The sequence below is a fragment of the Methylotenera sp. genome (assembly GCF_013141425.1).
GTDB lineage: Bacteria > Pseudomonadota > Gammaproteobacteria > Burkholderiales > Methylophilaceae > Methylotenera.
The window spans coordinates 1-25,560 of the sequence record NZ_JABFRA010000051.1 but is presented as its reverse complement, the minus strand read 5'-3'; the positions used below and the strand labels follow the sequence as shown (position 1 = coordinate 25,560).

The 25,560-nt window shown below is 42.7% G+C and carries 25 protein-coding genes; 8 read left to right on the top strand and 17 right to left on the bottom strand.

Translation table 11 applies throughout. From position 1 onward, the window contains the following. Positions 1 to 161: 161 nt before the first annotated feature. From HOO90_RS04185 to fdxA, 7 genes are all read left to right on the top strand, one after another. Entirely contained in the window at positions 162 to 956 is a 795-nt protein-coding gene (locus HOO90_RS04185; protein ID WP_292839759.1) for a sulfite exporter TauE/SafE family protein, read from the top strand. A gap of 58 nt (positions 957 to 1,014) precedes the next feature. Continuing rightward, positions 1,015 to 2,697 carry a nitrite/sulfite reductase gene (locus tag HOO90_RS04180; RefSeq protein WP_292839757.1) on the top strand — a complete coding sequence of 561 codons (1,683 nt, stop codon included), beginning with the start codon at positions 1,015 to 1,017 and terminating at the stop codon, positions 2,695 to 2,697. After that, positions 2,694 to 3,299, top strand: a complete 606-nt coding sequence (locus HOO90_RS04175) for a DUF934 domain-containing protein (protein WP_292839755.1) — start codon at positions 2,694 to 2,696, stop codon at positions 3,297 to 3,299. The genes HOO90_RS04180 and HOO90_RS04175 overlap by 4 nt, the downstream gene beginning before the upstream one ends. Position 3,300: 1 nt before the next feature. Continuing rightward, complete coding sequence (locus HOO90_RS04170) at positions 3,301 to 4,059, top strand: phosphoadenylyl-sulfate reductase (RefSeq protein WP_292839753.1); 759 nt, start codon at positions 3,301 to 3,303, stop codon at positions 4,057 to 4,059. Positions 4,060 to 4,131: 72 nt separating this feature from the next. After that, complete coding sequence (cysD, locus tag HOO90_RS04165; protein ID WP_292839751.1) at positions 4,132 to 5,082, top strand: sulfate adenylyltransferase subunit CysD; 951 nt, start codon at positions 4,132 to 4,134, stop codon at positions 5,080 to 5,082. Further along, entirely contained in the window at positions 5,082 to 6,365 is a 1,284-nt protein-coding gene (locus HOO90_RS04160) for a GTP-binding protein (RefSeq protein ID WP_292839749.1), read from the top strand. The genes cysD and HOO90_RS04160 overlap by 1 nt, the downstream gene beginning before the upstream one ends. A gap of 82 nt (positions 6,366 to 6,447) precedes the next feature. Next, on the top strand, positions 6,448 to 6,771 hold the full coding sequence (fdxA, locus tag HOO90_RS04155) for a ferredoxin FdxA (RefSeq protein ID WP_292839747.1): 324 nt from the start codon (positions 6,448 to 6,450) through the stop codon (positions 6,769 to 6,771). A gap of 73 nt (positions 6,772 to 6,844) precedes the next feature. Here fdxA and HOO90_RS04150 read toward each other — a convergent pair whose 3' ends face one another. After that, positions 6,845 to 7,513 carry a hypothetical protein gene (locus tag HOO90_RS04150; RefSeq protein WP_292839745.1) on the bottom strand — a complete coding sequence of 223 codons (669 nt, stop codon included), beginning with the start codon at positions 7,511 to 7,513 and terminating at the stop codon, positions 6,845 to 6,847. 292 nt (positions 7,514 to 7,805) lie between these two features. On the opposite strand from HOO90_RS04150, the gene HOO90_RS04145 reads away from it, so the two are divergent. Then, positions 7,806 to 8,354, top strand: a complete 549-nt coding sequence (locus tag HOO90_RS04145) for a YgjP-like metallopeptidase domain-containing protein (protein WP_292839744.1) — start codon at positions 7,806 to 7,808, stop codon at positions 8,352 to 8,354. 20 nt (positions 8,355 to 8,374) lie between these two features. On the opposite strand, the gene HOO90_RS04140 is transcribed toward HOO90_RS04145, so the two are convergent. The 16 genes from HOO90_RS04140 to HOO90_RS04065 form a co-directional block, all read right to left on the bottom strand. After that, positions 8,375 to 8,635, bottom strand: a complete 261-nt coding sequence (locus HOO90_RS04140) for a DUF5062 family protein (RefSeq protein ID WP_292839742.1) — start codon at positions 8,633 to 8,635, stop codon at positions 8,375 to 8,377. A 63-nt stretch (positions 8,636 to 8,698) separates the two neighbouring features. Further along, positions 8,699 to 9,139 carry a four-helix bundle copper-binding protein gene (locus tag HOO90_RS04135; RefSeq protein ID WP_292839741.1) on the bottom strand — a complete coding sequence of 147 codons (441 nt, stop codon included), beginning with the start codon at positions 9,137 to 9,139 and terminating at the stop codon, positions 8,699 to 8,701. A 141-nt stretch (positions 9,140 to 9,280) separates the two neighbouring features. Next, positions 9,281 to 10,468, bottom strand: a complete 1,188-nt coding sequence (locus HOO90_RS04130; protein WP_292839739.1) for a multidrug effflux MFS transporter — start codon at positions 10,466 to 10,468, stop codon at positions 9,281 to 9,283. A 113-nt stretch (positions 10,469 to 10,581) separates the two neighbouring features. Next, a complete protein-coding gene (gene pqqE, locus HOO90_RS04125) occupies positions 10,582 to 11,811 on the bottom strand; it encodes a pyrroloquinoline quinone biosynthesis protein PqqE (RefSeq protein ID WP_292839737.1) in 1,230 nt (409 codons plus the stop codon). Between the two features lie 12 nt (positions 11,812 to 11,823). Then, positions 11,824 to 12,105 (bottom strand): pyrroloquinoline quinone biosynthesis peptide chaperone PqqD, encoded by a 282-nt coding sequence (gene pqqD, locus HOO90_RS04120; RefSeq protein WP_292839736.1) that lies wholly within the window; start codon positions 12,103 to 12,105, stop codon positions 11,824 to 11,826. Positions 12,106 to 12,129: 24 nt separating this feature from the next. After that, positions 12,130 to 12,903: a pyrroloquinoline-quinone synthase PqqC gene (pqqC, locus tag HOO90_RS04115; RefSeq protein WP_292839735.1), complete on the bottom strand. Its 774-nt coding sequence runs from the start codon at positions 12,901 to 12,903 to the stop codon at positions 12,130 to 12,132. 9 nt (positions 12,904 to 12,912) lie between these two features. Then, on the bottom strand, positions 12,913 to 13,842 hold the full coding sequence (gene pqqB / locus HOO90_RS04110) for a pyrroloquinoline quinone biosynthesis protein PqqB (RefSeq protein WP_292839734.1): 930 nt from the start codon (positions 13,840 to 13,842) through the stop codon (positions 12,913 to 12,915). Positions 13,843 to 13,981: 139 nt separating this feature from the next. Further along, positions 13,982 to 14,053 (bottom strand): pyrroloquinoline quinone precursor peptide PqqA, encoded by a 72-nt coding sequence (gene pqqA, locus HOO90_RS04105; RefSeq protein WP_012777389.1) that lies wholly within the window; start codon positions 14,051 to 14,053, stop codon positions 13,982 to 13,984. A 161-nt stretch (positions 14,054 to 14,214) separates the two neighbouring features. Further along, positions 14,215 to 15,288, bottom strand: coding sequence for a 3-deoxy-7-phosphoheptulonate synthase (locus HOO90_RS04100; RefSeq protein WP_292839733.1), 1,074 nt, complete (start codon positions 15,286 to 15,288; stop codon positions 14,215 to 14,217). Positions 15,289 to 15,304: 16 nt separating this feature from the next. Further along, positions 15,305 to 16,435: a histidinol-phosphate transaminase gene (hisC, locus tag HOO90_RS04095; RefSeq protein ID WP_292839731.1), complete on the bottom strand. Its 1,131-nt coding sequence runs from the start codon at positions 16,433 to 16,435 to the stop codon at positions 15,305 to 15,307. A 28-nt stretch (positions 16,436 to 16,463) separates the two neighbouring features. After that, positions 16,464 to 17,546: a prephenate dehydratase gene (gene pheA, locus HOO90_RS04090; protein WP_292839729.1), complete on the bottom strand. Its 1,083-nt coding sequence runs from the start codon at positions 17,544 to 17,546 to the stop codon at positions 16,464 to 16,466. Between the two features lie 519 nt (positions 17,547 to 18,065). Then, a complete protein-coding gene (gene serC / locus HOO90_RS04085) occupies positions 18,066 to 19,142 on the bottom strand; it encodes a 3-phosphoserine/phosphohydroxythreonine transaminase (protein WP_292839727.1) in 1,077 nt (358 codons plus the stop codon). Positions 19,143 to 19,275: 133 nt separating this feature from the next. Beyond that, positions 19,276 to 21,828, bottom strand: coding sequence for a DNA gyrase subunit A (gyrA, locus tag HOO90_RS04080; protein WP_292839725.1), 2,553 nt, complete (start codon positions 21,826 to 21,828; stop codon positions 19,276 to 19,278). 123 nt (positions 21,829 to 21,951) lie between these two features. After that, positions 21,952 to 23,139, bottom strand: coding sequence for an O-succinylhomoserine sulfhydrylase (locus HOO90_RS04075; RefSeq protein WP_292839723.1), 1,188 nt, complete (start codon positions 23,137 to 23,139; stop codon positions 21,952 to 21,954). A gap of 226 nt (positions 23,140 to 23,365) precedes the next feature. Continuing rightward, a complete protein-coding gene (purF, locus tag HOO90_RS04070; RefSeq protein ID WP_292839721.1) occupies positions 23,366 to 24,922 on the bottom strand; it encodes an amidophosphoribosyltransferase in 1,557 nt (518 codons plus the stop codon). Positions 24,923 to 25,062: 140 nt separating this feature from the next. After that, positions 25,063 to 25,554, bottom strand: coding sequence for a CvpA family protein (locus HOO90_RS04065; protein WP_292839761.1), 492 nt, complete (start codon positions 25,552 to 25,554; stop codon positions 25,063 to 25,065). Positions 25,555 to 25,560 lie beyond the last annotated feature (6 nt).

Here is a 25,560-nt window from a genome sequence, read left to right as displayed (position 1 = left end):
ATAGAGTGATGATTCCGCTAAATTTTCTTTATAAGCGTAAGGAATTTTAATATAACTAAAAATTATACGCATAGAATAACATATTCTAAAAAAAATTATTATTTACTGCTATAGTTCGCACGTTTGTAATCAAACGATTTTTTTAATAACGGATACTCCATATGGAATTTGGTTATGTGATTGCGGGCTTCTCAGTAGGCTTACTGGTGGGAATAACAGGCGTGGGCGGCGGCTCATTAATGACTCCCTTGCTCGTGTTTTTATTTGGTTTTAAAGCGTCCGTTGCAGTTGGAACTGATTTACTTTACGCAGCCATCACTAAAACTGGTGGTGTATTCGTACATCATAACACGCATAAATCTGTTGATTGGCGTGTTGTAGGTTGGATGTCGCTTGGCAGCATACCATCGGCGATTGTAACTATTTTTGTAATTAAACATTTAATTAAAATTGAAAAAGATGTCACTGGTATAATTACCTACACTCTTGGTGTTGCGCTCATTTTAACCGCGATTGCATTACTGATTCGTAGCTATATCACACGTAAACAAATTCGAGAAATTGAAGACAGTTTAATCAGTAGTGGTCGCTTTAAGCGAGTGCAAGTGCCGCTGACAGTTTTAGTTGGCGTAACTTTAGGGGCACTAGTCACGATTTCGTCGGTTGGCGCAGGGGTATTAGGCACTTTAGCATTGTTATTTTTATACCCTAAAATGAGTACTTTAAAAGTTGTTGGTACCGATTTAGCACATGCGATTCCACTCACTGCTGTGGCTGGTTTTGGGCATTGGACTCTCGGCCATGTAAACTTTGCATTATTGGGTACTTTATTAATAGGCTCTTTACCTGGAATATGGGTTGGCAGTCATATTAGCGTTAAAATTCCAGAAAAAGTATTACGGCCAATTCTGGCAACACTGTTACTGATCATTGGCTTTAAGTTTGTTTTAGCATAAGTAACATTAATTTGAAAAATACAGTAATTTTAAACATATTCAAGAAACACAACTATCCATGTATAAATACGATGAAATAGATCAACAAATCGTCAATGAACGTGTAGAGCAATATCGCGACCAAACGCGTCGCTATCTAGCAAAGGAACTCACTGAAGATGAATTCCGGCCATTGCGGTTGCAAAATGGCTTATATATTCAACGCCAAGCGCCTATGCTTCGAATTGCCGTTCCTTATGGCATGCTATCAAGCAAACAATTACATAAACTGGCTGACATCGCTAAAAAATACGATAAAGGCTACGGTCATTTTAGCACGCGACAAAACCTACAATTAAACTGGCCAAAACTTGAGGATACGCCTGACATCCTTGCAGAACTTGCAACAGTAGAAATGCATGCCATTCAAACGTCAGGCAATTGCATAAGAAACATCACGACAGACCAATTTGCAGGTGTTGCACCAGATGAAATTGTTGATCCACGTGTGCTGGCAGAAATTATTCGTCAATGGAGTACGTTTCATCCTGAATTTGCACTGTTGCCACGTAAATTCAAAATTGCGGTGTCTGGCACTAAAGATGACCGTGCCGTGGTGCAAATGCACGACATTGGAATGGAATTCTTTCTAGACAAGAACAACAAACTTGCCATTAAAGTATGGGTAGGCGGTGGTTTAGGTCGCACACCAATTCTGGGCACTGTAATTCACGAACATCTTGAATGGCAACATGCTCTCACTTACTGCGAAGCCATTATCCGTATTTACAATCTACATGGTCGGCGCGATAACGCTTACAAAGCGCGCATAAAAATACTAGTCAAAGCGCTTGGTATCGATGAATTTAAACGTCAGGTCGAAGCGGAATGGGCACATCTAAAAGATGCGCCAAACACCATCACTGAAGCTGAGTTAGCGCGTGTTTCTAAGCACTTTGAAGCCATGCCTTATGAAAATCTGCCCGCTCAAGATGCAAGCTTTGATGCGGCCATTTCAAGTAATCCTGCATTCGCTACATGGGTGAAACGTAGCATACATGCCCACAAAACACCGGGATATCGGGCTGTAACGCTTTCCCTAAAACCGCATGGCTCAGCACCAGGCGATGCAACATCGGAACAAATGCATGTCGTGGCAGATTTAGCTGAAAAATATGGCTTTGGTGAATTGCGCGTATCACATGAGCAAAATTTAATTCTAGCGGATGTAAAACTAAGCGATTTATTGACCGTATGGGAAAAGGCCCGTGCGCATGGTCTTGCAACGCCGAATATCGGCTTGTTAACCGATATTATTTGTTGCCCAGGGGGTGATTTCTGCTCCCTTGCCAATGCTAAGAGCATTCCCATTGCTGTGGCAATTCAGCAGCAATTTGATAATTTAGATTATTTGCATGACATCGGGGATATTGAACTCAACATTTCGGGTTGCATGAACGCCTGCGGACATCACCACATCGGTCACATTGGGATTCTCGGTGTTGATAAAGACGGTTCTGAGTGGTATCAAGTCACAATTGGAGGTAGCCAAGGCAACTATGCTTCAATTGGTAACGTGATTGGGCCTTCTTTCTCCGCCGAAGAAATGCCGAGTGTCGTGCAGAAATTAATTGAGGTCTATATTAAAGAGCGCACTGCAGAAGAACGCTTTATCGACACCGCAAAACGCTTGGGCATTGCACCATTTAAGGCACACGTTTATGCGGAAAAAAACGCAAATAAGGTCGAGGTAACAGTATGAGTAACTTAATCATTAACGACACGTTAGCGAATGATGAATGGACGCTAGTTAGATTACCTGCCAGCCAAATTGCAGATCGCAAGCAAGCTGGCAAGGTTGTGTTATTTAAGCTTACTGGTGAAAAAACGGTAACAGAAGAGCAAATTTCTGGAACGGCAATACCTGCTACAGGAAAAATCATCGTACCGTTGAGCGTTTATATTGCCCGCAAACCTGAGCTTGAGCAACGTTTGCATGCCAATGAAGTTGGCATTTGGGTTGATACACACGAACTGCTGGAAGATTTATTAAACAGCGTAAGTAATATTAACAGTTTGCCTATTATTGCCGTGCATGTAGAGCGCTTTGCTGACGGCCGCATTTTTTCATTAGGCTCACTCTTGCGCACTCGCTATGGTTTTAAAAATGAACTCCGCGCTTTTGGCGATGTGTTACGCGACCAACTTTTCTTTTTAAAACGTAGCGGATTCAGCAGCTATGTAATTCGTGCAGATCGCTCTGCGCAGGATGCTTTAGCGAGTTTAAAAGACTTCAGCCAACCCTATCAAGGTGCCGTCGATAATCCAAATCCAGTGTTTAAACGCTACAACCGAACTGCATAACATGAGCAATACTGTTTCCATGCTAAAGCCTGTAGCAAGCAATCCTGCCATTAAGCCAGAGTTAACCGATGCACTTGTTGCCAGTGTTAACAAAAAAACGGCAGCAGCAATCTTATTATTGCAAAATGCCAGTACCGAGTTAAAGGCTATTACCTTTGCGAATAGTTTTGGTGCGGAAGACATGGTGCTTACTGACATCATTTTAAAGAACCAATTGGCCATCGAGATTTTTTCACTCGATACTGGTCGCTTGCCAGTTGAAACATACGACTTAATTGCGGAAACAGAAAAACACTACAACACCAAACTAAATGTATACTTTCCAAAAGCAGATACTGTTGAATTTTATGTTAAAAAACATGGAATTAACGCATTTTATGAAAGTATTACATTAAGAAAAGATTGCTGCCACATGCGTAAAGTAGAACCACTACAACGCGCCTTAAAAGGTAAAAATGCATGGGTTACTGGCATGCGCGCTGCGCAAGCAGCAACACGTGTCAGCTTACCTGTGCGCGAGTTTGATGCAGCCAACCAACTGGAAAAATTCAACCCATTAAGCGACTGGACCGAACAAGAGGTTTGGGCTTACATCAATCTGCACCAAGTACCCTACAATGCGCTACATGACCAATTCTACCCGAGCATCGGCTGTGCGCCTTGTACAAGAGCCATTGCCATAGGTGAGGATGTCCGTGCGGGTAGATGGTGGTGGGAAGACCCCACCAACAAAGAATGTGGCCTACATGTAAAAAAATAAATTCCTCATTCACGAGAATAAAAAAATAAGAATTTAAATTAAGGTTTAATTTAAGATTTATTGAGAGATTAAATGACAGCATCAGCAAACCAATCCATCGCCCATCAACCCCTTTCACACCTTGATTGGCTAGAATCAGAAGCTATTTATATTTTGCGAGAAGTCGCTGGGCAATGCAGTAATCCTGTATTACTTTTTTCGGGTGGCAAAGATTCACTTTGCATTTTGCGCCTGGCTGAAAAAGCCTTTCGCCCAGGTAAGTTCCCCTTTCCTTTATTGCACATTGACACGGGGCATAACTACAAAGAAGTGATTGATTTTCGTGATCAACGTGCCGCAGAAATTGGTGAACGCTTAATTGTTCGTTCAGTAGAAGATTCAATACAACGTGGTACTGTCGTACTAAAATCTGAAGAGGAATCGCGCAATAAACATCAATCGGTAACTCTGTTGGAGGCGATTGAAGAATTTGGTTTCGACTGCTGCATCGGTGGCGCACGCCGCGATGAAGAAAAAGCCCGTGCAAAAGAGCGCATCATGAGCTTTCGTGACGAGTTTGGCCAATGGGATCCAAAAAATCAGCGTCCTGAATTATGGGATTTATACAATGCACGCTCACATAAAGGTGAAAACATTCGCGCTTTCCCAATCTCAAACTGGACAGAGATGGACGTTTGGCAATACATTGAACGTGAAAACTTAGCTTTACCAAGCATCTATTTTGCTCACCAACGCGACGTAGTAATTCGCGGCGACTCAATCGTACCAGTCAATGTGCCGCTCGTTACTGGGGGAGTCGCCAACCCAGTAAAAGCTGGAGAAGAAATTGTCAATTTGCAAGTGCGTTTTAGAACAGTGGGTGATATTAGTTGCACCGCCCCTGTAATTAGCGATGCAGATACTTTAGCTAAAATTGTCATTGAAACCGCAACCTCCACCATTACCGAACGTGGCGCAACGCGTTTAGACGACCAAACTTCAGATGCATCAATGGAACAACGTAAGAAAGAAGGCTATTTCTAATGAGTAATGCAACAACACAACACAACGATAGTCTTTTGCGCTTTATGACCTGCGGCAGTGTAGACGATGGCAAAAGCACGCTCATCGGCCGTTTGCTGTTTGACACCAAAACTATTTTGGCGGATACGCTGAACCAAATGTCACGCACTTCAAAAAAACGCGGCATGGAAGCGGTAGATTTATCGCTGCTGACCGATGGTCTTCAGGCTGAGCGTGAGCAAGGCATTACGATTGATGTGGCGTACCGTTATTTCAGTACTGGTACGCGTAAGTACATCATTGCTGATGCTCCCGGTCATGAACAATATACTCGCAACATGGTGACTGCAGCTTCAACTGCCAACTTGGCGATTATCTTAATTGATGCGCGACGTGGTGTATTGACACAAACACGCCGCCACAGTTATTTAGCCCATTTAGTGGGAATTCAGCATATTGTTGTAGCCATTAATAAAATGGATTTAGTGAATTACGACCAAGCCACTTATGACAAAATCTGTACAGATTACCTAGCATTCGCAAACGACATCGGCTTTGCGCAAGCAAGAGACATACGCTTCATTCCACTATCTGCTTTAGCTGGCGACATGCTAGTAGATCGTCTGGATAATATGCCTTGGTACACAGGTGAAACCTTGCTCGAAATACTAGAATCAGCGCCCCCTGCACACACTGAAGGTGACGAAGAGTTCCGTTTTCCAGTGCAATTCGTATGCCGCCCGCACGCCAGTGCAGACGCTGACTTGCATGACTTTAGAGGCTTTATGGGACGCATTGAATCTGGAGAAATTAGCGTGGGGGATGCCGTTACCGTATTGCCCAATGGCTACCAATCGAAAGTAAAAGCCATTCAATTGGGAGAAACTCAATTACAACACGCCCAAACAGAACAAAGCATCACCTTATTACTTGAAGATGAAATCGACACTTCTCGCGGTGACATGATTGTAAAAACAGGCAGCACAATTGCACCCGTAAAACAAATTGAAGCCTTTGTCTGCTGGTTGTCTGAAACACCGTTAACTACAGCCCGTACCTACATCGTACGCCATACGACCCGCGAATCGAAAGCAAAAGTCGGGAACATACAATACAAAGTGGATGTCAATACGTTAGAACAGCAAGTTACAACTGACTTGAAAATGAATGACATTGCGCGTATCAGTTTTAAACTAGCACAGCCGCTGATGGTAGACAGTTATGCAAGCAATCGCGCCACTGGGGCGTTTATCATAATTGATGAAAGCACTAATAATACGGTAGGTGCTGGAATGATTATTTAATTCCCTTTCATAAACCAACAAAAATCAATTAAAATACCGCTTTAAAATTTTAAGCACTTTTTTAAGTACTCAAGGAACAAAAATGACTTACGTCGTTACCGAAAATTGTATTCAATGTAAATTTACTGACTGCGTGGATGTATGCCCAGTCGATTGTTTTGTTGAAGGACCAAACTTTTTAGCAATCAATCCTGATGAGTGCATTGACTGCACGCTGTGCGTTGCAGAATGTCCGGCTGAAGCGATTTTTGCTGAAGATGACGTCCCAGCTGACCAGCAAGAATTTATTGCCTTAAATGCGCGTTTAGCAGAGTTGTGGCCAGTCATCACATCTCGCAAAGCCGCGCTAGAAGACGCTGAAGCCATGAATGGCGTAGCAGGTAAACGTGATTTACTTATTGAATAAGTACCAAGCAATTAATCTAAAACTAAAAAAGGAGACCTTAGTCTCCTTTTTTATTGTCAGAAAACGACTTGCGCTAAGCCGCCATTGCAAGTGCTGGCTGCATGAAATTAGGTGCACTAGCATCGCCTTTCCAGAAGTAGTAAAACTCCCGACCAACTTTTAATGAAACTTTATAAGCTTCAGCCGATGAAAATAAAGTCAGGTTTGCATCCAAAGCCTTGCGGTAAGCTACGGGCTGTTTATGCGGCGCGCTTCTTAGTAGCAGCAATAATAACTTAACCAGTTTTTTACAAGCCACCACAAAAAAATCATCAGCCCCACTCTTACGCAGTTCCATTTCATAAGATTCTAATGGTTGTGCTTCAGAAGTCGTTAAGATAATCTCATCCAAGGAATTCCATAACTGTTTTAAGTCTGCCTCAATCGGCGCCCATTCCGTTGGATTTACACCAAACGCATGATCTTGATTTAGTGCAATAATTGCCTTGATATCATTGCTCCAGAATGAAAAATAATCTCGAATCACTGGCAAACAAGTGGCCCACTGAGATTGATCAATCTGTTTGAAATAGGTATCCACCGCATTTCTAAATGAAAAGCCATCGGTATGAATCTCTTCAAGATAAGGAATGAGCTTTAAAATTACCAACTCACGCTGACGAATCAGCATTTTACTGATTCCATTTCTTTCCAAAAGATTTAAATATGCACTTAGTGCAATATGTTCACGATCATTATTCATTTTTTACTCCAATTTCTTATTACCTTGAAAATGCATCGAGATATTTCACACCCGATAATCAAGTGACTAGTTACAAATAGCACCCTCAATATAAATTTATAAAAATACCACTTTATAAATACCGAGGTGATATACGATATAACTCATTATAATTAGGCGAAGTAGAATTCAATTTAAGAAACAAAGCCTGCAATTGGTCGTAATTTACAATCTAACAACAAAGATTAAACTCAAGATGCAAAGACTTTTAAGCTTAATTTTCAGTGTGACCAATTCATAAAAAAAATATGCAATGAAGCCACCTCTCAAATTTCTGCAACACTACCCCAGCGAGCTGCAAGACAAAATTCGGCAGTTACAGTCTCAGAATATGCTGGGAGATTATATTAACCAACGTTACCCGCATTCTCACACCATACAAACGGATAAGGCCTTGTATGAATATAGCACCGAGATTAAACAAGCATTTTTGCGCAATACGCCTTTGCTTGACAAAGTGCATTACGACAATCGATTAAGCATAGACCATCACGCTTTGGGTTTGAACACAGCGATATCTCGCGTTCAAGGTGGCAAATTAAAGGCAAAAAAAGAAATCAAGATTTCTTCGTTTTTTAAAACTTCACCTGCTGAATTTTTACGGATGATTGTTGTGCATGAATTGGCGCACTTAAAAGAGCGGAACCATGACAAGGCTTTTTATCAACTTTGCCGATACATGGAGCCTAATTACCATCAACTTGAATTTGATTGCCGAGTGTATTTGTTATGGAAAGCTGAAACAAAAGATGTAAAAACTGAGAAGATTTATGTGACGCTAGAAAATATACCCAAAAAATAACTACAATTATTTAAGTAAAGTTATTTTAGTAAAGGGTGGTCTTTGGGTAATTGCTTTGCATACCAGATGGCCAACTTATGCCGTAATGTTTTTTCAGCCACTTGATCTTCAGGTAATGGCTGAATTACTTTATCATGCACCAGAAGCCTGTAAATATAGAGCAGTTTTTCGCTCATTGAATCGGTTGCTTCAAACTCCACCACACCCCGCCCTTCGGCATATTTAACGCCAGCGATTAACGCTTCTTTGAACAATGCGGCTTCATTTTTAAGTTTATTCATTGATATCCGCTCTTACGTTATCACCTACGCGCCACTGGTGAATTGGTGATAATTAATGCAAAGTTAAACTGCGATTTTCTTACATTCTTTATAACAGGCGGCGCAACTCTCACCACAGGCTTTACAGGCCTCATGCTTGTCTTCATGTTTCTTGCATTCATCTTCACATTTTTTACAGGCGTCCATGGCTACTTTAGCCAATTTAGGTAGGTAAGTGGATTCCTGATTCGCAAGACCTTGTAATGCACCGCATAACGCCAGTATTTCGTTCACACTCTTAGCACAATCTGCCATTGCTTTATCGCCATTGCCTAGCAAGAATAAACAGTGATTCAGGCATACCTGCCCTTTTTGAACACAGTCTGCAGCAGCCGTTACCAGCGCTGCGTTTAGCGACATCTCATGGTGGTGATGCTCATGATTCATTTCAGCAGATTGAACGCGATTTGCGAAAGCAGTGCCAGCTAACGCTACGCTGCCTAGTAATAATTCTCTTCTATTCATGACAATCTCCTTTGGTGATTAACACACATTATTTCAAGCAATATTTAATTTCATAATAGGCTAGTTTAAATAACAATTCAATCGTATTCCGCAACCAATATCAGCCTCAAAATAAGCTAGACAATCAAGATGCAATATAATTTACTTGCCAGCCCATAATTCACTGTTACGTACCATCAGCCAGGCAAACACTAAATACGCCGCCATGGCTAGAGCTAAGCCAGAAGGTGCATACCATACAAGGGGTGCGATTAGACCAGCAGACACCGTAGACAACAACATCTGAATGAACGCTTGTCCTGAGGCCGCCGTACCTCGTATTTTTGGATAACGGTCTAGTGCCGCTAACGACAACACGGGCATCGCTAATGCCATGCCAACATTAAACAATGCGATTGGCAAAATATTAAGCAACACGCTAGTGGGAAAGATAAAACAAATCAGTAAATTCAGTAGCGCCATCACAGCCATCCAGACGAAAGCTGACTTAACTACAAGCTGTCTTGAATAGCGCCCTGCTGCGCGCCTTGCCAAATAAGAGCCCAATACCATGCCACAAACTGTTGGAATAAACATATAGCTAAACTGATGTTCACTTAAACCAAGTTGCTTTACTAAAAAAACTGGGCTGGCCAACACATAAATAAAAAAACCCGCAAAATTGGCCCCCAAGGCAAACACCAAGTAGTTGAATTCTTTATCACTAAAAATAAGACGATAGTCTTTAATCACCTGCTTGGCTGAAAGTGGCACACGTTTTTGTTGAGGCATCGTTTCTGGCAAATAATGTATCGCCGCCCACAAACTCAGCCCCGCATACAATGCCAAAAAGATAAAAATTGCCTGCCAATGAATACCAAGCATCAGGCCGCCAATCATAGGTGCCACGGCAGGGGCTATACCAAACAACATTTGTACTGTAGCCATCATACGTTGCGCTTGTGCACCTTCAAACAAATCACGCACCATGGCGCGTGCCACCACGTTGCCGGCTCCGCCAGAAAGGCCTTGTAATACGCGAAAGAACCAAAGCGTTTCAACGTTGGGAGCAAAAGCACAGCCGATAGAAGCAAGTACAAAAACTCCCAAACCCCATTTAATTGTGGTGATACGCCCAACTGAATCTGAAATCGCACCATGCCACAAAGTCATTAAGGCATAGGGCAACAAGTAAAAAGTCAGGCTTTGTTGAAGTTCTAGTGACGTTCCATTTAACGCGATTTCTAGGGTTGGAAATGCGGGTAGATAAGTATCGATAGCAAAAGGTGCCAAGGCAGCTAGGCTTGCCAACACTAAAGATAAAACAAAAGGTGAGGATTGATGTTTCAAGGTTAAGTTCTCTAGGAGCCGGTCTAAATAAAAAAACGCGCTGCTGTTTCAATCAGCAATACGCGTTTAATTTAACCACATAATGTGTTGTTGTGTTGTAAATGATGAATTAATTATGGCAAGGCATGAAACTCCTCGACCCGCTCTTTAAGCTCTCCCGCAATAATTCTTTTGGAATTTTTATCATTTCGAAACACAATCGGTTGCGCTACGATAGTTGGATTTTTTGAGTCTTCAATCGCTTTTTCAATCAAATGATGATGAGGCGATTTGCTGCACACAGGATCGGCTGCATCTGCATCGCCTGTCAGTAAGAATGTTTGGCATCGACAACCGCCCAAGTCATTTTTCTTTTCTGAACAACTGCGGCAAGGCTCTTTCATCCAATCTTCACCACGGTATTTATTAAACGCAGGCGAGTCTTTCCATGAATATTCTAAGCTTGAGTCGCGCACGTTCGGAAACTGCATATTCGGCAATGAACGGGCGGAATGGCAAGGCAATACATCGCCATTCGCTGTCACAATCATAAAGACCTCACCCCAACCATTCATGCACTTTTTAGGGCGATCAGAGAAGTAATCTGGCACAACAAAGAAAATCTTCATTTTGTTATTTGGGTTAGCTCTGAAAGTATTGGTAATCGCTTCGGCTTCATCAACCTGCTCTTTTGTTGGCATCAACTGACTGCGGTTTACCAGTGACCAGCCGTAATACTGTGTATTTGCCAGCTCAATATAATCAGCGCCCAAGGCCTCCGCCATTTCCAAAATCTCTTTCATGTGACCGATGTTGTAGCGATGGATAACCACATTCAGCACCATTGGGTAGCCATGATTTTTAATCATGGCCGCTACTTTTTTCTTCAATTCAAAGGTTTTGGTATTGGTAATGAAATTATTAATTTCTTCTGTGATGTCGTGCATAGAAAGCTGAATATGGTCCAAGCCACCGTCTTTAAACGCTTGAATGCGCTTCTCCGTTAGACCGACACCAGAGGTAATCAAGTTGCTGTAATACCCCAACTTTTTTGCTTCAATGACAATGTCTTCAATGTCGTAACGTAACAGCGGCTCGCCGCCTGAGATACCCAGTTGAATTGCCCCTAGCTTGCGTGCATCACGCAGGGTTTGAATCCATTGTTCCGTAGTCAGCTCATTTTGCGTATGTTTATCGTAATCGGTTGGGTTATAGCAAAAAGCACAATGCAAAGGGCAACGATAAGTCACTTCTGCCAGCAACCACAAAGGCTGAGTATGCGTAGCAGAAGCCGCCACGCCGTTATTTTGCTGCGCATGCACAGTTTTTTGTACCACCGATTCACCCAAAGAGGCTTGTGTCATTTGTTACTACTCCTAAATTTTACGTAGCCATCCCTTGCTTACCGCCAATTGAAACATACCGACAATATCATTTTCAATATTCTCAGCATCAGGAAAAGTCGCTTTTAAATCAGCCACCACATCGCCAACACTGACTTTTCCATCTAAACGTTTTAGTATTTCGCCTGCCCCGCCGTGCAGTTTGACCATGCCTTCTGGAAAAAGTATCACATAGTTCTGCTGCGCCTCCTCCCATTGAAAGCGATGATGAGGCGCAAGTGTGTAGGTATCGGTATGTTGTATTTTATTGGTCATTTTCTAATTCTTAATGAATAACTTTTAGCTTACGTTCAACACAGGTTGACGCAAGTAATCACGTCCTTCTACTTTAATATCTGTGCTTTGCAACATAATGGCATCTGCCATCACCCACAATACATCCAACTTAAATTGCAGAATCTCCAAGGCACGCTCTTGCATAGCGCGACTTTGGCTAAAATACTCCAAGGTAACGGCTAAGCCTTGTTCAACATCGCGGCGTGCTTGGGTTAAACGATTTTTAAAATACTGCATACCTTCTTTATTAATCCATGGGTACATATCTGGCCATGAATCAATGCGCTGTTGGTGGATGTGTGGTGCAAACAGCTCCGTTAGACTAGAACACACAGACTCTTGCCATGAACGTTGTTTTGCAAAGTTGATGTAAGCGTCGACGGCAAAACGTGTACCTGGTGCTATGAGTTTAAGTGACATAATATCTTCACGACTAAGGCCTACAGCCGCTCCTAAGTGAATCCATGCCTCAATACCGCCCTCGCCGCCTTCCGCAATGTTACCACTGCCATCGTGGTCAAAAATACGTTGTATCCAGCCACGACGAATTTCTCGGTCTGGACAGTTAGAAAGAATCGCAGCATCTTTCATCGGAATGGCGATTTGATAATAGTAACGATTTGCCACCCAAGATTGCATCTGTGCTTGTGTTAATTTACCTTCGTACATCAGCACATGGATTGGATGGTAAATATGGTAGCCTTTACCTTTTTCGCGTAATTTAGCCTCAAACTCTTCACGTGTCCAAGGTAACTGATTGTTTGTCATTGCGTTCATTTGAATCTCCTAAAGTATGATGTCCATGCCATCAAAGGCCACTTCAATTTTATGTTCGTTTAAAATTGCACGTTCGGCAGAATCTTCTCTTAAAATGGGGTTGGTGTTATTGATATGTATCAACACCTTACGCACTGATTTTCCATTCATACCAAATTTGTCTAAATCTTCAATCATGCCGTTTTTGCCAGTCTGTGGATTATGCCCAATGCTACGTGCTGTCTTAGTCATCAAGCCCAAATCAATCATCTCGGTATCTGTCCAAAATGTACCATCTACCATGATGCAATCCGCCTGATTCATTAGCTCAGGCAAATGTGGCTCAACTTCAGCCAAGCCAGGAGAATACCAACACTTTTTACCCGTACTGATTTCTTCAATTAATACACCAATCGTATCACCAGCTTGCGGGTCATTACGGTGAGGCGAATAAGGCGGTGCAGCACTTTTAAGTGCAACTGAAGTGAATTTCAAATTGGGTACATTGGGAATCGTAAAGCTGGTTTTGCCGTCAATAGGCACTTGATGATGATTAATGCCACAATAATGCCCCAAAATATTAAGCGCTTGATTACCCGAAGTTAAATCACCGTAAACCATATCTGTACAGTAAATTTCGCGTTTTACTGACCCTTCACGCAACATGTACAAGCCTGTGGTGTGGTCAATTTGCGCATCAATCAATATGATGGCTTGAATGCCTGTATCACGCATGGCGCGTGCTGGCTGCAACGCTGGAAAATCTTGGATTTGTTGTAACACATCCGGTGAAGCATTAAATAGCACCCAGTTAACACCGTCACTACTCACGCAGATTGAGGATTGCGTGCGTTTTGTGGCTTTTATAGCACCCTTGCGTAAGCCGTCACAATTAAAACAGTTGCAGTTCCATTGCGGAAAACCACCGCCTGCACCAGCACCTAATACATGTATATGCATATCAATCTACAATTCTACTTAACTAAATAATTTGAATGAAAAACTTACAATTTAAACTTGAATCAGCCAATCAACAAAAGCTTTTTATATAAAAAAAGGCTGTCTTACGGCAGCCTTTTTTATTTAGCATTAAGGCTAATTATTTATTCATTACGTACATTGTAACTTCAAAGCCAAAACGCATTTCAGTAGCAGCTGGAGTTGTCCACATGATAATTTTCCTTTTTAGTAGTTAAGTTAATTCGTTGTTGCTTATTTCTTTATCGCTACAACGTGAAACGAATCATGCGCCCTATTTAGTTATCCAGACACTGCAAACTTACTGATTAAACACTAAGTAAATTCATGATACCAATTAGGTAACGGCTAACCTTACTTAACTTTTAGACGACGATCTCGCACAGCAGAGGCTAATACTTCTAGCAACTCAACCGTATCATCCCAACCTAGGCAAGCATCGGTAATGGATTGACCATAAACCAAATCGCAACCAGGTGCGTGATCTTGTCGACCTTCGTTCAGATGTGATTCCAACATGATGCCAATAATTCGGTTATCGCCGTTAGATAGCTGCATGGCAATGTCACGTGCAACGTCCTTTTGACGCAGGTAATCCTTACTACTGTTGCCGTGGCTACAATCAATCATCAATATCGGTCTAAGTCCTGCCATCGACAAACTCCCGCAAGCCTCGTTCACATTTTTAGCATCGTAATTCGGTGTTTTGCCACCGCGTAAAATCACGTGACAATCTTCATTGCCTGCTGTTGAAAATATAGCCGATTGGCCTTCTTTGGTGACCGACAAAAAGTGATGCGGGCTAGAAGCAGTTTTAATTGCATCTACCGCTACGCGCACACCACTATCGGTACCATTCTTAAATCCTACTGGACAAGACAAACCAGAAGTAAGCTCGCGATGAACTTGCGATTCCGTTGTACGCGCACCGATGGCACCCCAACTGACCAAATCAGCCACATACTGCGGGGTAATCATATCTAAAAACTCAGCGCCAGCTGGCATGCCAAGTTCATTGACGTCTAATAGAAATTTACGCGCAATTTCTAAACCTTCGTTAATTTTATAGCTGCCATCCAGATGCGGGTCATTAATCAAGCCCTTCCAACCAACGGTCGTGCGCGGTTTTTCAAAATAAACACGCATCACTATCAGCAAATCTGAAGCTAGATTCTTTCTAACTTCCATCAAGCGACGTGCATATTCCAAACCTGCTTTAGTATCGTGAATAGAACACGGCCCAACCACAACCAGTAAACGGTCATCGGTTTGATGCAATATGCGATGAATTTGTTGACGGGTCGCTAAAATATTTTGTGTGGAATCTGCGCTTTCTTTAAGGCGATCTAACAACTCTAACGGGGTAATTAGCTTCTTAATCTCGCGTATGCGTACGTCGTCTGTGGCTAACTTTTTATATTCACTCATTGATTGATTACTTTTTTTAATTTTTAATAATTGCTTCTAGCACTTCTAAAAAACGTGCATTTTCACTGAATAATCCAATACTTACGCGCAGATAATCTGGCATTTCATAATTGGCAATGGGGCGCACAATCACGCCATTTTGCAAAAACTTTTGATTCACCGCGGCCGCATTGCTCACCTTAAAACTAACAAAATTAGCAAACGACGGAATGTATTCTAGTCCCAATTTGTTAAAACCTTGTGTCAATTGCAGCATACCCGCTTGATTAAGTGCATAAGAACGCTCAACGAAATCATCGTCTGCTAGCGAAGCCACCGCGGCGGCCTGTGCAACACTATTCACATTAAATGGCTGACGTACACGGTTCATTAAATCGGCGATATCCGCATGGCACAAACCAAAGCCAACGCGCAACCCCGCTAAACCATACGCTTTTGATAATGTGCGTGAAATAATCAAATTATCAAATTCGTTCAGCCAAGTAATCGCTTCCGATTTATTGGTAGCAGACAAATACTCGTCATAAGCTTCATCAAGCACCACTAGTACAGTCTTTGGTACTTGCTTTAAAAACGCCAACAATTCTGCTTTACCTAACAAAGTACCTGTCGGATTATTCGGGTTAGCAATAAAGATTATGCGTGTTTTTGGCGTAATCGCTGCAAGCATGGCTGGTAAATCATGTCCAAAATTCTTAGCAGGCACAACTACACCTGTGGCACCTGTAGCTTGCGTGACTAAGGGATAAACTGCAAACGCATGTTGAGAATAAATAGCTTCACAACCAGCCGTTAAAAAAGCACGTGCCGCTAGTTCTAAAATATCGTTAGAGCCATTACCAAATACAATTTGATTATTTGCAACATTGAATTTTTTGCTTACAGTTTCACGCAATGCGAAGCTGTTGCCATCTGGGTAACGCGCAATATCAAGCAGCGCTTCTTGTATCGCAAACTCCGCTTTAGGGCTGATTCCGAGTGGGTTTTCATTGGAGGCCAGCTTTACAATATCTTCTACTTGTAAACCCATTTCACGAGCCAGCTCTGAGATGGGTTTACCACCCTGATAAGGCGCAATCGCCTTAATATATTCAGGCGCTAACTTTGCAACGCTACTGTTGGATGGATTATTGCCAGACGCACTCATACCAGAAACCTTAAAAACTTAGTTAATTTTAAATCACAGCGACAGGGTATGAACCCAGCACTTTTAGAAAAGATGCGCGCCGTTGACACTCAGCGAGTGCGGCTTGTACTTTAGCATCCGTTTGATGACCTTCGATATCCACAAAAAATACATAATCCCACAAGCCTTGTTTAGAGGGGCGCGATTCAAATTTAGTCATGCTTACGCCATGCCGTGAAAGCGGCTCTAATAGCTGCACCATCGCACCTGGGATATTTTTAGAAGTCATCACTATCGATGTTTTATCTGCCCCAGACGCCGCCACTTCATGCGTTCCTAGCACCAAGAATCGTGTGGTATTTTTAGCGTCATCTTCAATATTCTCAGCAAGAATATTTAAATCAAATAGTTCTGCAGCGCGTTTGCTGGCAATGGCTGCGGCAAACGTACCATCGGATGAAACTAAGTCATGAATCATCTGTGCCGCCCGTGCATTGCTTGTCACCGCTTCGCGCTCAGCCTTTGGCAAGGTTTTACTTAACCATTCATGACATTGTGCAAGTGATTGCGTATGTGAAAACACATGCGAAATTTGTGTAATATCGGTTTGTTTAGATAGCAAGCAATGATGAATTGGTAAGGTGATTTCACCACAAATTTTTAACGAACTCGCCAGCAGTAAGTCTAAAGTGAGACCAATTGCCCCTTCCGTAGAGTTCTCTACAGGCACCACACCATAATCAGCCAAACCCGCTTCTAAGGTACGAAATACTTCATCAATGGAGCCACAAACAACCGCAGTTCTACCTAAACCAAACTGCTTAAGCGCCGCCTCTTCGCTATACGTCCCCAGTGGGCCCAGAAATGCAATCGAGAGCTCTTTTTCAAGCGCACGACAATTCGACATCACCGCACGAAAGATATTACTCACCGCCTCATTAGAAAGAGGCCCGGCATTATTGCCCTGCAAACGGCGTAAAACTTGCGCCTCGCGCTCTGGTCGATAAATAACCCCATCGTCCTTTAAACTGCCAATAGCACGCGCAAGCTTTGCCCGTTCGTTAACGAGCTTAAGCACTTGCTCATCGATAGCGTCTATTTGGTCGCGGTGTTGTTTTAATTGTTCGCTCATGGTTAGTTTTGTGTAAATTGAATTAAAAGCTGACAATTCGATAAATTGCAAAGCAAGATTATAAACTCAAATCGAAAAATCAGGCGAGAATAAGGCAATAGCACATTGAGTCAAGTGATGAAATTGGAGTAAACATGCAAGTAAACAAAGTAAAGAACGCCGTGATTCCTTACAAATACAGCGCGACATGGAGTCTAGCGGCTTATAAAATAGTAAATATACTATGAAATGCATGCCCTGCGACCCGCATGGACACAAGGTGAATCAAACACACGAAGTGAGTTTGAAAATAGCCCTGAGGTATTGGCTTGTAGGGCTGGGGTTCTTAAGGGGTTTACTGTCATTCTGACGTAACCGTAAAGGTTATCCCCGTAGAATATATGCGCTAAAGCGCATTATTCATACGTGATAGGTCAGAATCTGATCGGGATGAGTTGTGGATCCTGAAACGAGTTCAGAATGACGGTTTAATATTCAGGATGGCGGTTAAGTGTAATAGGCGACGAACCGCAATTAATATTACCGTGTTGCCTCAAATGCTTTCATATAACTAACAAGCGCCTGCACACCTTCTATCGGCATGGCATTGTAGATACTTGCTCGCATACCACCCACGGCGCGATGGCCTTTGAGTTGCAGCAAACCATTTTCTTGCGCACCTTTTAAAAAGGCGTCATTTAACGATTCATCTTTCAAGAAAAAAGGGATATTCATGCGTGAACGATTTTTTACTGCAACATGATTCACAAAAAAATCTGTGGAATCGATATAGTCATATAGCAATTTTGCTTTGGCAATATTCACTTTTTCTATGGCAGCCACACCACCCTGCCCGATTAACCACTCAAACACCAAGCCTGCAATATAAATGCTGTAAGTGGGTGGTGTGTTAATCATCGATTGATTTTCGGCCTGCGTTTTCCAGTTAAACACTGCGGGTGTGAGCGGTGAAGCCTTGCCGAGCAAATCTTCACGCACAATCACTATACACAAGCCTGCCGGGCCAATGTTTTTTTGAGCTCCGCCGTATATCACACCATACTGGCTCACATCAATTTCACGTGAAAGAATATGTGATGACATGTCCGCCACAATAGGCACGCCATTGGTGTTGGGAAGGTCTAAATACTCCACACCGCTCATGGTCTCATTGGTGCAAATATGCAAATAAGCCGCATCTTTGTTCAATTTCCAGCTTGAGAACTCAGATACATTTGTATAACCATACGCTTCAGTACTGGTGACAATATTAATTTTGCCATAAGCACTTGCATCTTCAACACTGCGCTTGCTCCAGCCACCTGTAATTGCGTAATCTGCTGCTTTACCATTCAAAAGATTTAGCGGAATCATGGCATTTTCTGCAATGGCACCACCTTGCAGAAACAATACCTTGTAGTTATCTGGAACATTCAGCAAGGTTCGTAAATCAGCTTCTGTTTTAGCTAAAATACTCATGAATTCTTTTCCGCGATGCGACATTTCCATCACGCTCATGCCAGAGCCATGCCAATCTAGCATTTCTGCTTGAGCCTTGGCTAATACTGGTTGAGGCAACACCGCTGGGCCTGCTGAAAAATTGTATATTTTGGTCATATCAAAAAATTGTTACGTAGGTTGGGCAAAATGTTTAGTTTTGCCCATGTGGACGATTGATTAAATTGCGAGGGCAAAAACCGTTTTACCCTCCTTACAAAAACTGCCTACCATATACAAACAAAATGCTAGACTACTCAGCTGATTCTTCTTCATCCGTTTCGACTATCTTCTCGAGACCAGACAATTTTTCGCCTTCTCCAAGATTGATTAAAGTCACACCTTGTGTGGCACGGCCAAGTTCACGAATCTCTTTTACACGCGTGCGAATCAACACACCACCAGTGGTAATAAGCATAATTTCATCGTCTTCATTGACCAACTTAGCCGCTACAACCAAGCCATTACGCTCACTAACTGCAATCGCTTTTACACCTTGGGTACCACGACCTGAATGACGGAAATCAGCTAATACGGTTCGTTTACCATAGCCATTTTCAGTAGCTACCAGCACGGTTTCTTGATCATTAGCCGCAATCAGTAACGATAAAACACGCTGTTTAGAGGCCAATTTCATGCCGCGTACACCGCGTGTTGCACGGCCCATTGGACGAACGTCATCTTCACTGAACCACACTGCTTTACCACCGTTAGAAACCAGTACAATGTCATTTTTACCATTGGTCACTTCTGCGCCAATCAGGTAATCGCCATCGTCTAAATTAATGGCGATAATGCCTGATTTACGTGGGTTAGCAAACTCAGGTAAGGCTGTTTTCTTCACTGTTCCTTGCGCAGTTGCCATGAAAATAAAGTGATTTTCATCAAATTCCTTTACAGACAGTATCGCGTTAATTTTCTCGCCCTCTTCCAGCGGGAACAAGTTCACAATCGGCTTACCACGACCAATACGGCTACCTTGTGGTACTTCATATACTTTTAACCAGTACACACGGCCACGACTACTGAAACATAAGATGTAATCATGCGTGTTAGCGACGAACATCTTGTCGATAAAGTCATCTTCTTTGGTTGGTGCGGCTTGCTTACCGCGACCACCGCGACGTTGCGCACGGTATTCATCGAGTGGTTGAGATTTCACATAGCCTGTGTGTGAAAGCGTTACAACCACATCTTGCGGCGTAATTAAATCTTCTAGCGACAAATCTTGTGCGTTTACAACGATTTCACTACGACGTTTATCGCCGAATTGCTTACGAATCTCGGTCAATTCATCTGTAATGATAGTTGTCACACGTGCAGGTGTAGCGAGAATATTCAGTAAGTCAGCGATAATATCCATCACCTCTTTGTACTCACTGACCACTTTATCTTGCTCAAGGCCAGTCAAGCGTTGCAAGCGCATTTGCAAGATCTCTTGCGCTTGAATATCACTTAACTTATAACCATTCGGCGTTAAACCAAAATCAATACTTAACCCTTCTGGACGAGAGGCCTCCATCGCCGCGCGCTTGAGCATTTCTTCAACCACTGGCGATTTCCAGGATTTCGCCATCAAGTCAACCTTAGCTTCTGGCGGCGTTGGCGCAGCTTTAATGATGGCAATCATTTCATCTACGTTAGCCAGCGCTACTGCCAGACCTTCTAAAATATGGCCGCGCGCGCGCGCCTTCTTTAACTCAAATACAGTGCGTCTGGTAATGACTTCTCGCCGATGACGCAAGAATGCTTCCAGCATTTGCTTGAGGTTCAGCAAACGTGGCTGCCCATCTAGCAAGGCCACCATGTTCATACCAAAGGTATCTTGCAACTGTGTTTGTTTGTATAGATTATTCAGCACGACTTCGGCAATTTCACCGCGTTTTAGCTCAATTACCACACGCATGCCAGATTTATCGGATTCATCACGTAAATCTGAAATACCCTCGATTTTTTTCTCGTTAACTAATTCGGCAATTTTTTCAACGAAAGTCTTTTTATTTACTTGGTAAGGCAGTTCGTCCACAATCAACGCTTGGCGTCCGCCGCGTTCTAAATCTTCCACATGGGTACGCCCACGCATCACCACACGGCCACGTCCAGTACGATAACCCTCTTTAACACCCACAGTGCCATAGATAATGCCGGCGGTTGGGAAGTCTGGCGCGGGCACCAAATCAATTAGCTCTTCAATTCCCAGTTCAGTATCTTTAAGCAAGGCAAAACAGGCATCCAACACTTCATTTAAGTTATGTGGTGGAATATTAGTCGCCATCCCCACCGCAATACCTGAACTACCGTTAATCAGTAAGTTTGGAATACGTGCCGGCATGATGAGTGGCTCATGCTCGCTACCATCGTAGTTAGGACCAAAATCAACGGTTTCTTTGTCGATATCAGCCAACAATTCATGAGCAATTTTTGCCATACGGATTTCGGTATATCGCATTGCCGCCGCGTTATCACCATCCACCGAACCAAAGTTACCTTGCCCGTCAACAAGCATATAACGCAATGAAAAGTCTTGTGCCATACGGACAATGGTGTCATACACCGCTGTGTCGCCATGCGGATGGTATTTACCGATTACATCACCCACGATACGGGCTGATTTTTTGTAGGGCTTGTTATAGTCATTGCTTAGTTCGTGCATTGCGAATAAAACACGGCGATGTACAGGTTTTAAACCATCACGAACATCAGGTAATGCGCGCCCTACAATTACGCTCATCGCATAATCCAGGTACGATCTTCGCATCTCATCTTCTAAGCTGATTGGGAGGGTTTCTTTAGCGAATTGATCCATGTGTAAACTGACTTTAAATGGTTTTTATGTGCCGTGATTTTAACACGAAAGGCATGCAAATTAGTAGCGCTAACATTGATTAACAATGGCTTTGCCATCAATATTAGTGCTTATGTTTTTTGTTTACTTGGTTAGCAAAAGTAAATCCGCTTTTAGGTCTTCCACATGCTCCAAACCAACTGCAATCCTTACCAATCCATCACTAATCCCAGCAGCAAGACGCGCCTCTGCCGACACGCGACTGTGTGTTGTCGTTGCTGGGTGCGTAATTGTACTTTTTGCGTCACCAAGATTGGCGGTAATTGAAATAAGCTTAGTAGCATCTATCAAGGCCCAAGCAGCTTCTTGCTCGGCTTGACCAGCTTTAGGCTTAACTTCAAAACTAACAATACCACCACCATTAGTTTGTTGCTGCAAAGCAAGCGCATGTTGCGGATGCGACTTTAAACCAGGGTAATAAACACGTGCAACTTGCGGCTGCGCTTCTAGCCAAGTCGCCAAAGCCAGCGCATTTCTCGCATGCGCCTCCATGCGAACAAATAAAGTCTCCAATCCCTTCAAGAACACCCAAGCATTAAATGCGCTCATCGTTACGCCTGCCGTGCGCAAAAAGCCATAGACGGGCTCCATCAGCACCTTACTACCGAGTACTGCGCCCCCTAAGCAACGCCCCTGCCCGTCAATATATTTAGTTGCAGAATGAATGATGATATCCGCGCCTAAACTTAGAGGCCGTTGAATAGCGGGGGTACAAAAGCAATTATCCACCACTAAATAGGCGCCTGTTTCATGTGCAATATCTGCAAGCGCGCGAATATCGCACACCTCGGTTAATGGGTTTGAGGGCGTTTCAGCAAAAAAGAGTTTTGTTTTGGGCGTCACTGCAGCCTGCCATTCGGCTGGATTCGTCAGTGAAACAAAGGTCACCTGCAAACCCCAACGCGCTAAAATATTGCTAAACAACTGTACGCTTGTGCCAAAAATACTACGTGACGCCACTACATGGTCGCCAGCATTGCACAAGCCCATAACGCAAGCTAAGATTGCAGACATGCCAGAAGAAGTCGCTACACACTGCTCTGCGCCTTCCAAGGCTGCCAGTTTGTCTTGAAACATCGACACCGTAGGATTAGTAAAACGCGAGTAAATATTGCCTGGCTCAGTACCACCAAAACGCGCAGCCGCCTGAGCAGCATTTTTAAACCTGAAACTGGAATTTAAAAATAAAGCTTCCGAGTTTTCACCATAAGGCGTGGCTTCGCTACCCGCACGTACGGATAAAGTTTCTGGGTGGTATTGGTTTGTTGTCATCATAATCTCATTTCTTCTCGAAGTGCTTCTTCAAGGGTTCGGCATTAAAAAACCCGTTTAAGCAATTAGCCAAAACGGGTTCTTTTTTAACTCGCTTTAGCTGAATTTATTAGGCGCCCGCAAGCTGAGTAAGACCTTGATTAAGTTAAGTCACTCAAATCAGCGCAAGTTAATCTTAGTCTGATGCTAAATAGGCGTCAAGATTCTTTTGCATTCAATTTCCGAATCAACTGACTTCCGTAGCCTCTTCAGCCGATTCCTGATCAAAACTATCGATTAAATTTAAATCCATTTGTGTGCTGGAATTTGCTGGTTTTTGCTTTTTATTAATATCTCCGCGGGCAGACTCAATGTTGGTTAAGTAAGCTTCATTAATATCACCTGTCACATACTTGCCATCAAAACAGGAGCAATCAAAGTTTTTGATATGTGGATTACTCAATTTAACATCGTTTACCAATGCATCTAAATCTTGATAAATCAAGGCATCGGCACCAATTTCCTGACAGATTTGTTCGTCAGTACGGCCTGTTGCAAGCAACTCATCACGACTCGGCATATCAATACCATAAACATTCGGAAAACGCACCGGAGGCGCAGCTGAAGCAAAGTAAACCTTGTTCGCGCCGGCATCACGTGCCATTTGTACAATTTGTTGAGAAGTTGTGCCACGCACAATTGAGTCATCTACCAACAATACATTTTTGCCTTTAAATTCAATGCCAATCGGATTTAGCTTTTGACGTACGGATTTTTTACGCAAGGCTTGGCCTGGCATAATAAATGTACGGCCAATATAACGATTCTTAATAAAGCCTTCGCGATAATCCAAACCTAAAGCAATACCCACTTGCAATGCGCTTGGGCGGCTGGTATCTGGAATTGGAATGACCACATCAATTTTCTTATCCGCCCATTCTCGCTTAATTTTTTCAGCCAAACTTTTACCCATGTCTAAACGCGTTTGGTAAACCGATACGCCATCAATCACAGAATCTGGGCGCGCCAAATAAACGTATTCAAAAATACATGGATTAAGTTTTGCGTTATCGGAACATTGACGTGAGAAGAAATTACCCTCCATATCAATAAAAATAGCTTCGCCTGGCGCCACGTCCCGTACCAACTGGAAGCCTAACACATCCAGCGCAACACTTTCTGAGGCTACGATGTATTCCGTGCCTTTATCTGTCTCGCTTTTACCAATCACCAGAGGACGAATACCATTCGGGTCACGAAATGCTAACAAACCAAAATTATTAATCATTGCTACAACAGCATAAGCACCTTTACAACGTCGATGTACTCCCGAAACTGCATCAAAAGCCATATCCGTATTCAAAACTGCATTACGTGAAGTTCTTTCGATTTCGTGCGCTAATACATTTAGCAAAACTTCAGAATCCGAATTAGTATTGATATGACGCAAATCCTGACGGAACATTTCGGATTTCAATTGCTCAGAATTGGTCAAGTTGCCATTGTGACCAAGCACAATGCCAAATGGAGAATTTACATAAAAGGGCTGCGCTTCAGCGGCACTTGAAGAGCCTGCGGTTGGGTAACGCACATGGGCGATGCCTACGTTACCAACAAGGCTGCGCATGTGGCGCGTTTGAAATACATCTTTCACCAAACCATTATTTTTATGCATGAAAAAAGTATTGCCATCAGTGGTAACAATACCAGCAGCATCTTGACCACGATGTTGCAATACCAGCAAACCGTCGTATAACAGTTGGTTTACTGGATTTTTACCTACAATGCCTATGATTCCACACATGAATAAAGCCTTAAGTGATTAATTCTGCAATAAAAAATCTAAAATTCATTCTGTCATTCCACGTTACTGCTTGTGATTCAGGCATCCAAGTTAAAACCCAAATTAACTAAGGTTAAAGCTGAAATTAACTAAGTGCTAATTTAGTCGTATTTAACATGCTTAGCAATGCTATTGGGCACCCAAGGCAACATACTAATCACTAAAGCTTCAACGGGTGCGCTAAACATGGCGTTTCGCCAGCGGGTATCTTGGGGCACGTCTGTTAAACCAGCCAAAAAAACAACAATGCAAACAATTAATATACCGCGTACCAAGCCAAACAAAGCGCCTAACAATCGATTCAGCCAGCCTAAACCAATTTTGTTAAAAATCGCCGAAAGTGCGATTGCCAATAAGCTTGTAACTAGCAATGTCGCCAAAAATAGTACCAAAAAAGCCGCTAATATTCGTAATGATTCATTGGGTATATTGTCAGGCATCATTGGTAAAATCTCATTTGCATAAGTTTTAGCCACAATAAACGCCGCAATCCAACCAAGTATCGCTAGAGCCTCTCTAAAAAAGCCACGCATCATACTTAATACAATAGACAGGCCAATAATGACCAATACGACATAATCAAACATGGTCATATTTTT

Coding starts and splice junctions, on each gene's coding strand:
- fdxA (WP_292839747.1), top strand. CDS start 6,448: ATGACTTACGTCGTTACCGAAAATTGTATTCAATGTAAATTTACTGAC.
- gyrA (WP_292839725.1), bottom strand. CDS start 21,828: ATGGATCAATTCGCTAAAGAAACCCTCCCAATCAGCTTAGAAGATGAG.
- pqqE (WP_292839737.1), bottom strand. CDS start 11,811: ATGACACAAGCCTCTTTGGGTGAATCGGTGGTACAAAAAACTGTGCAT.
- HOO90_RS04185 (WP_292839759.1), top strand. CDS start 162: ATGGAATTTGGTTATGTGATTGCGGGCTTCTCAGTAGGCTTACTGGTG.
- HOO90_RS04160 (WP_292839749.1), top strand. CDS start 5,082: ATGAGTAATGCAACAACACAACACAACGATAGTCTTTTGCGCTTTATG.
- pqqD (WP_292839736.1), bottom strand. CDS start 12,105: ATGACCAATAAAATACAACATACCGATACCTACACACTTGCGCCTCAT.
- serC (WP_292839727.1), bottom strand. CDS start 19,142: ATGACCAAAATATACAATTTTTCAGCAGGCCCAGCGGTGTTGCCTCAA.
- HOO90_RS04065 (WP_292839761.1), bottom strand. CDS start 25,554: ATGACCATGTTTGATTATGTCGTATTGGTCATTATTGGCCTGTCTATT.
- HOO90_RS04180 (WP_292839757.1), top strand. CDS start 1,015: ATGTATAAATACGATGAAATAGATCAACAAATCGTCAATGAACGTGTA.
- HOO90_RS04170 (WP_292839753.1), top strand. CDS start 3,301: ATGAGCAATACTGTTTCCATGCTAAAGCCTGTAGCAAGCAATCCTGCC.
- HOO90_RS04150 (WP_292839745.1), bottom strand. CDS start 7,513: ATGAATAATGATCGTGAACATATTGCACTAAGTGCATATTTAAATCTT.
- pqqB (WP_292839734.1), bottom strand. CDS start 13,842: ATGCATATACATGTATTAGGTGCTGGTGCAGGCGGTGGTTTTCCGCAA.
- HOO90_RS04140 (WP_292839742.1), bottom strand. CDS start 8,635: ATGAATAAACTTAAAAATGAAGCCGCATTGTTCAAAGAAGCGTTAATC.
- HOO90_RS04100 (WP_292839733.1), bottom strand. CDS start 15,288: ATGAGTGAATATAAAAAGTTAGCCACAGACGACGTACGCATACGCGAG.
- HOO90_RS04175 (WP_292839755.1), top strand. CDS start 2,694: ATGAGTAACTTAATCATTAACGACACGTTAGCGAATGATGAATGGACG.
- HOO90_RS04145 (WP_292839744.1), top strand. CDS start 7,806: ATGAAGCCACCTCTCAAATTTCTGCAACACTACCCCAGCGAGCTGCAA.
- purF (WP_292839721.1), bottom strand. CDS start 24,922: ATGTGTGGAATCATAGGCATTGTAGGTAAAAATCCAGTAAACCAACTG.
- pheA (WP_292839729.1), bottom strand. CDS start 17,546: ATGAGCGAACAATTAAAACAACACCGCGACCAAATAGACGCTATCGAT.
- hisC (WP_292839731.1), bottom strand. CDS start 16,435: ATGAGTGCGTCTGGCAATAATCCATCCAACAGTAGCGTTGCAAAGTTA.
- HOO90_RS04135 (WP_292839741.1), bottom strand. CDS start 9,139: ATGAATAGAAGAGAATTATTACTAGGCAGCGTAGCGTTAGCTGGCACT.
- pqqC (WP_292839735.1), bottom strand. CDS start 12,903: ATGAACGCAATGACAAACAATCAGTTACCTTGGACACGTGAAGAGTTT.
- HOO90_RS04075 (WP_292839723.1), bottom strand. CDS start 23,139: ATGACAACAAACCAATACCACCCAGAAACTTTATCCGTACGTGCGGGT.
- cysD (WP_292839751.1), top strand. CDS start 4,132: ATGACAGCATCAGCAAACCAATCCATCGCCCATCAACCCCTTTCACAC.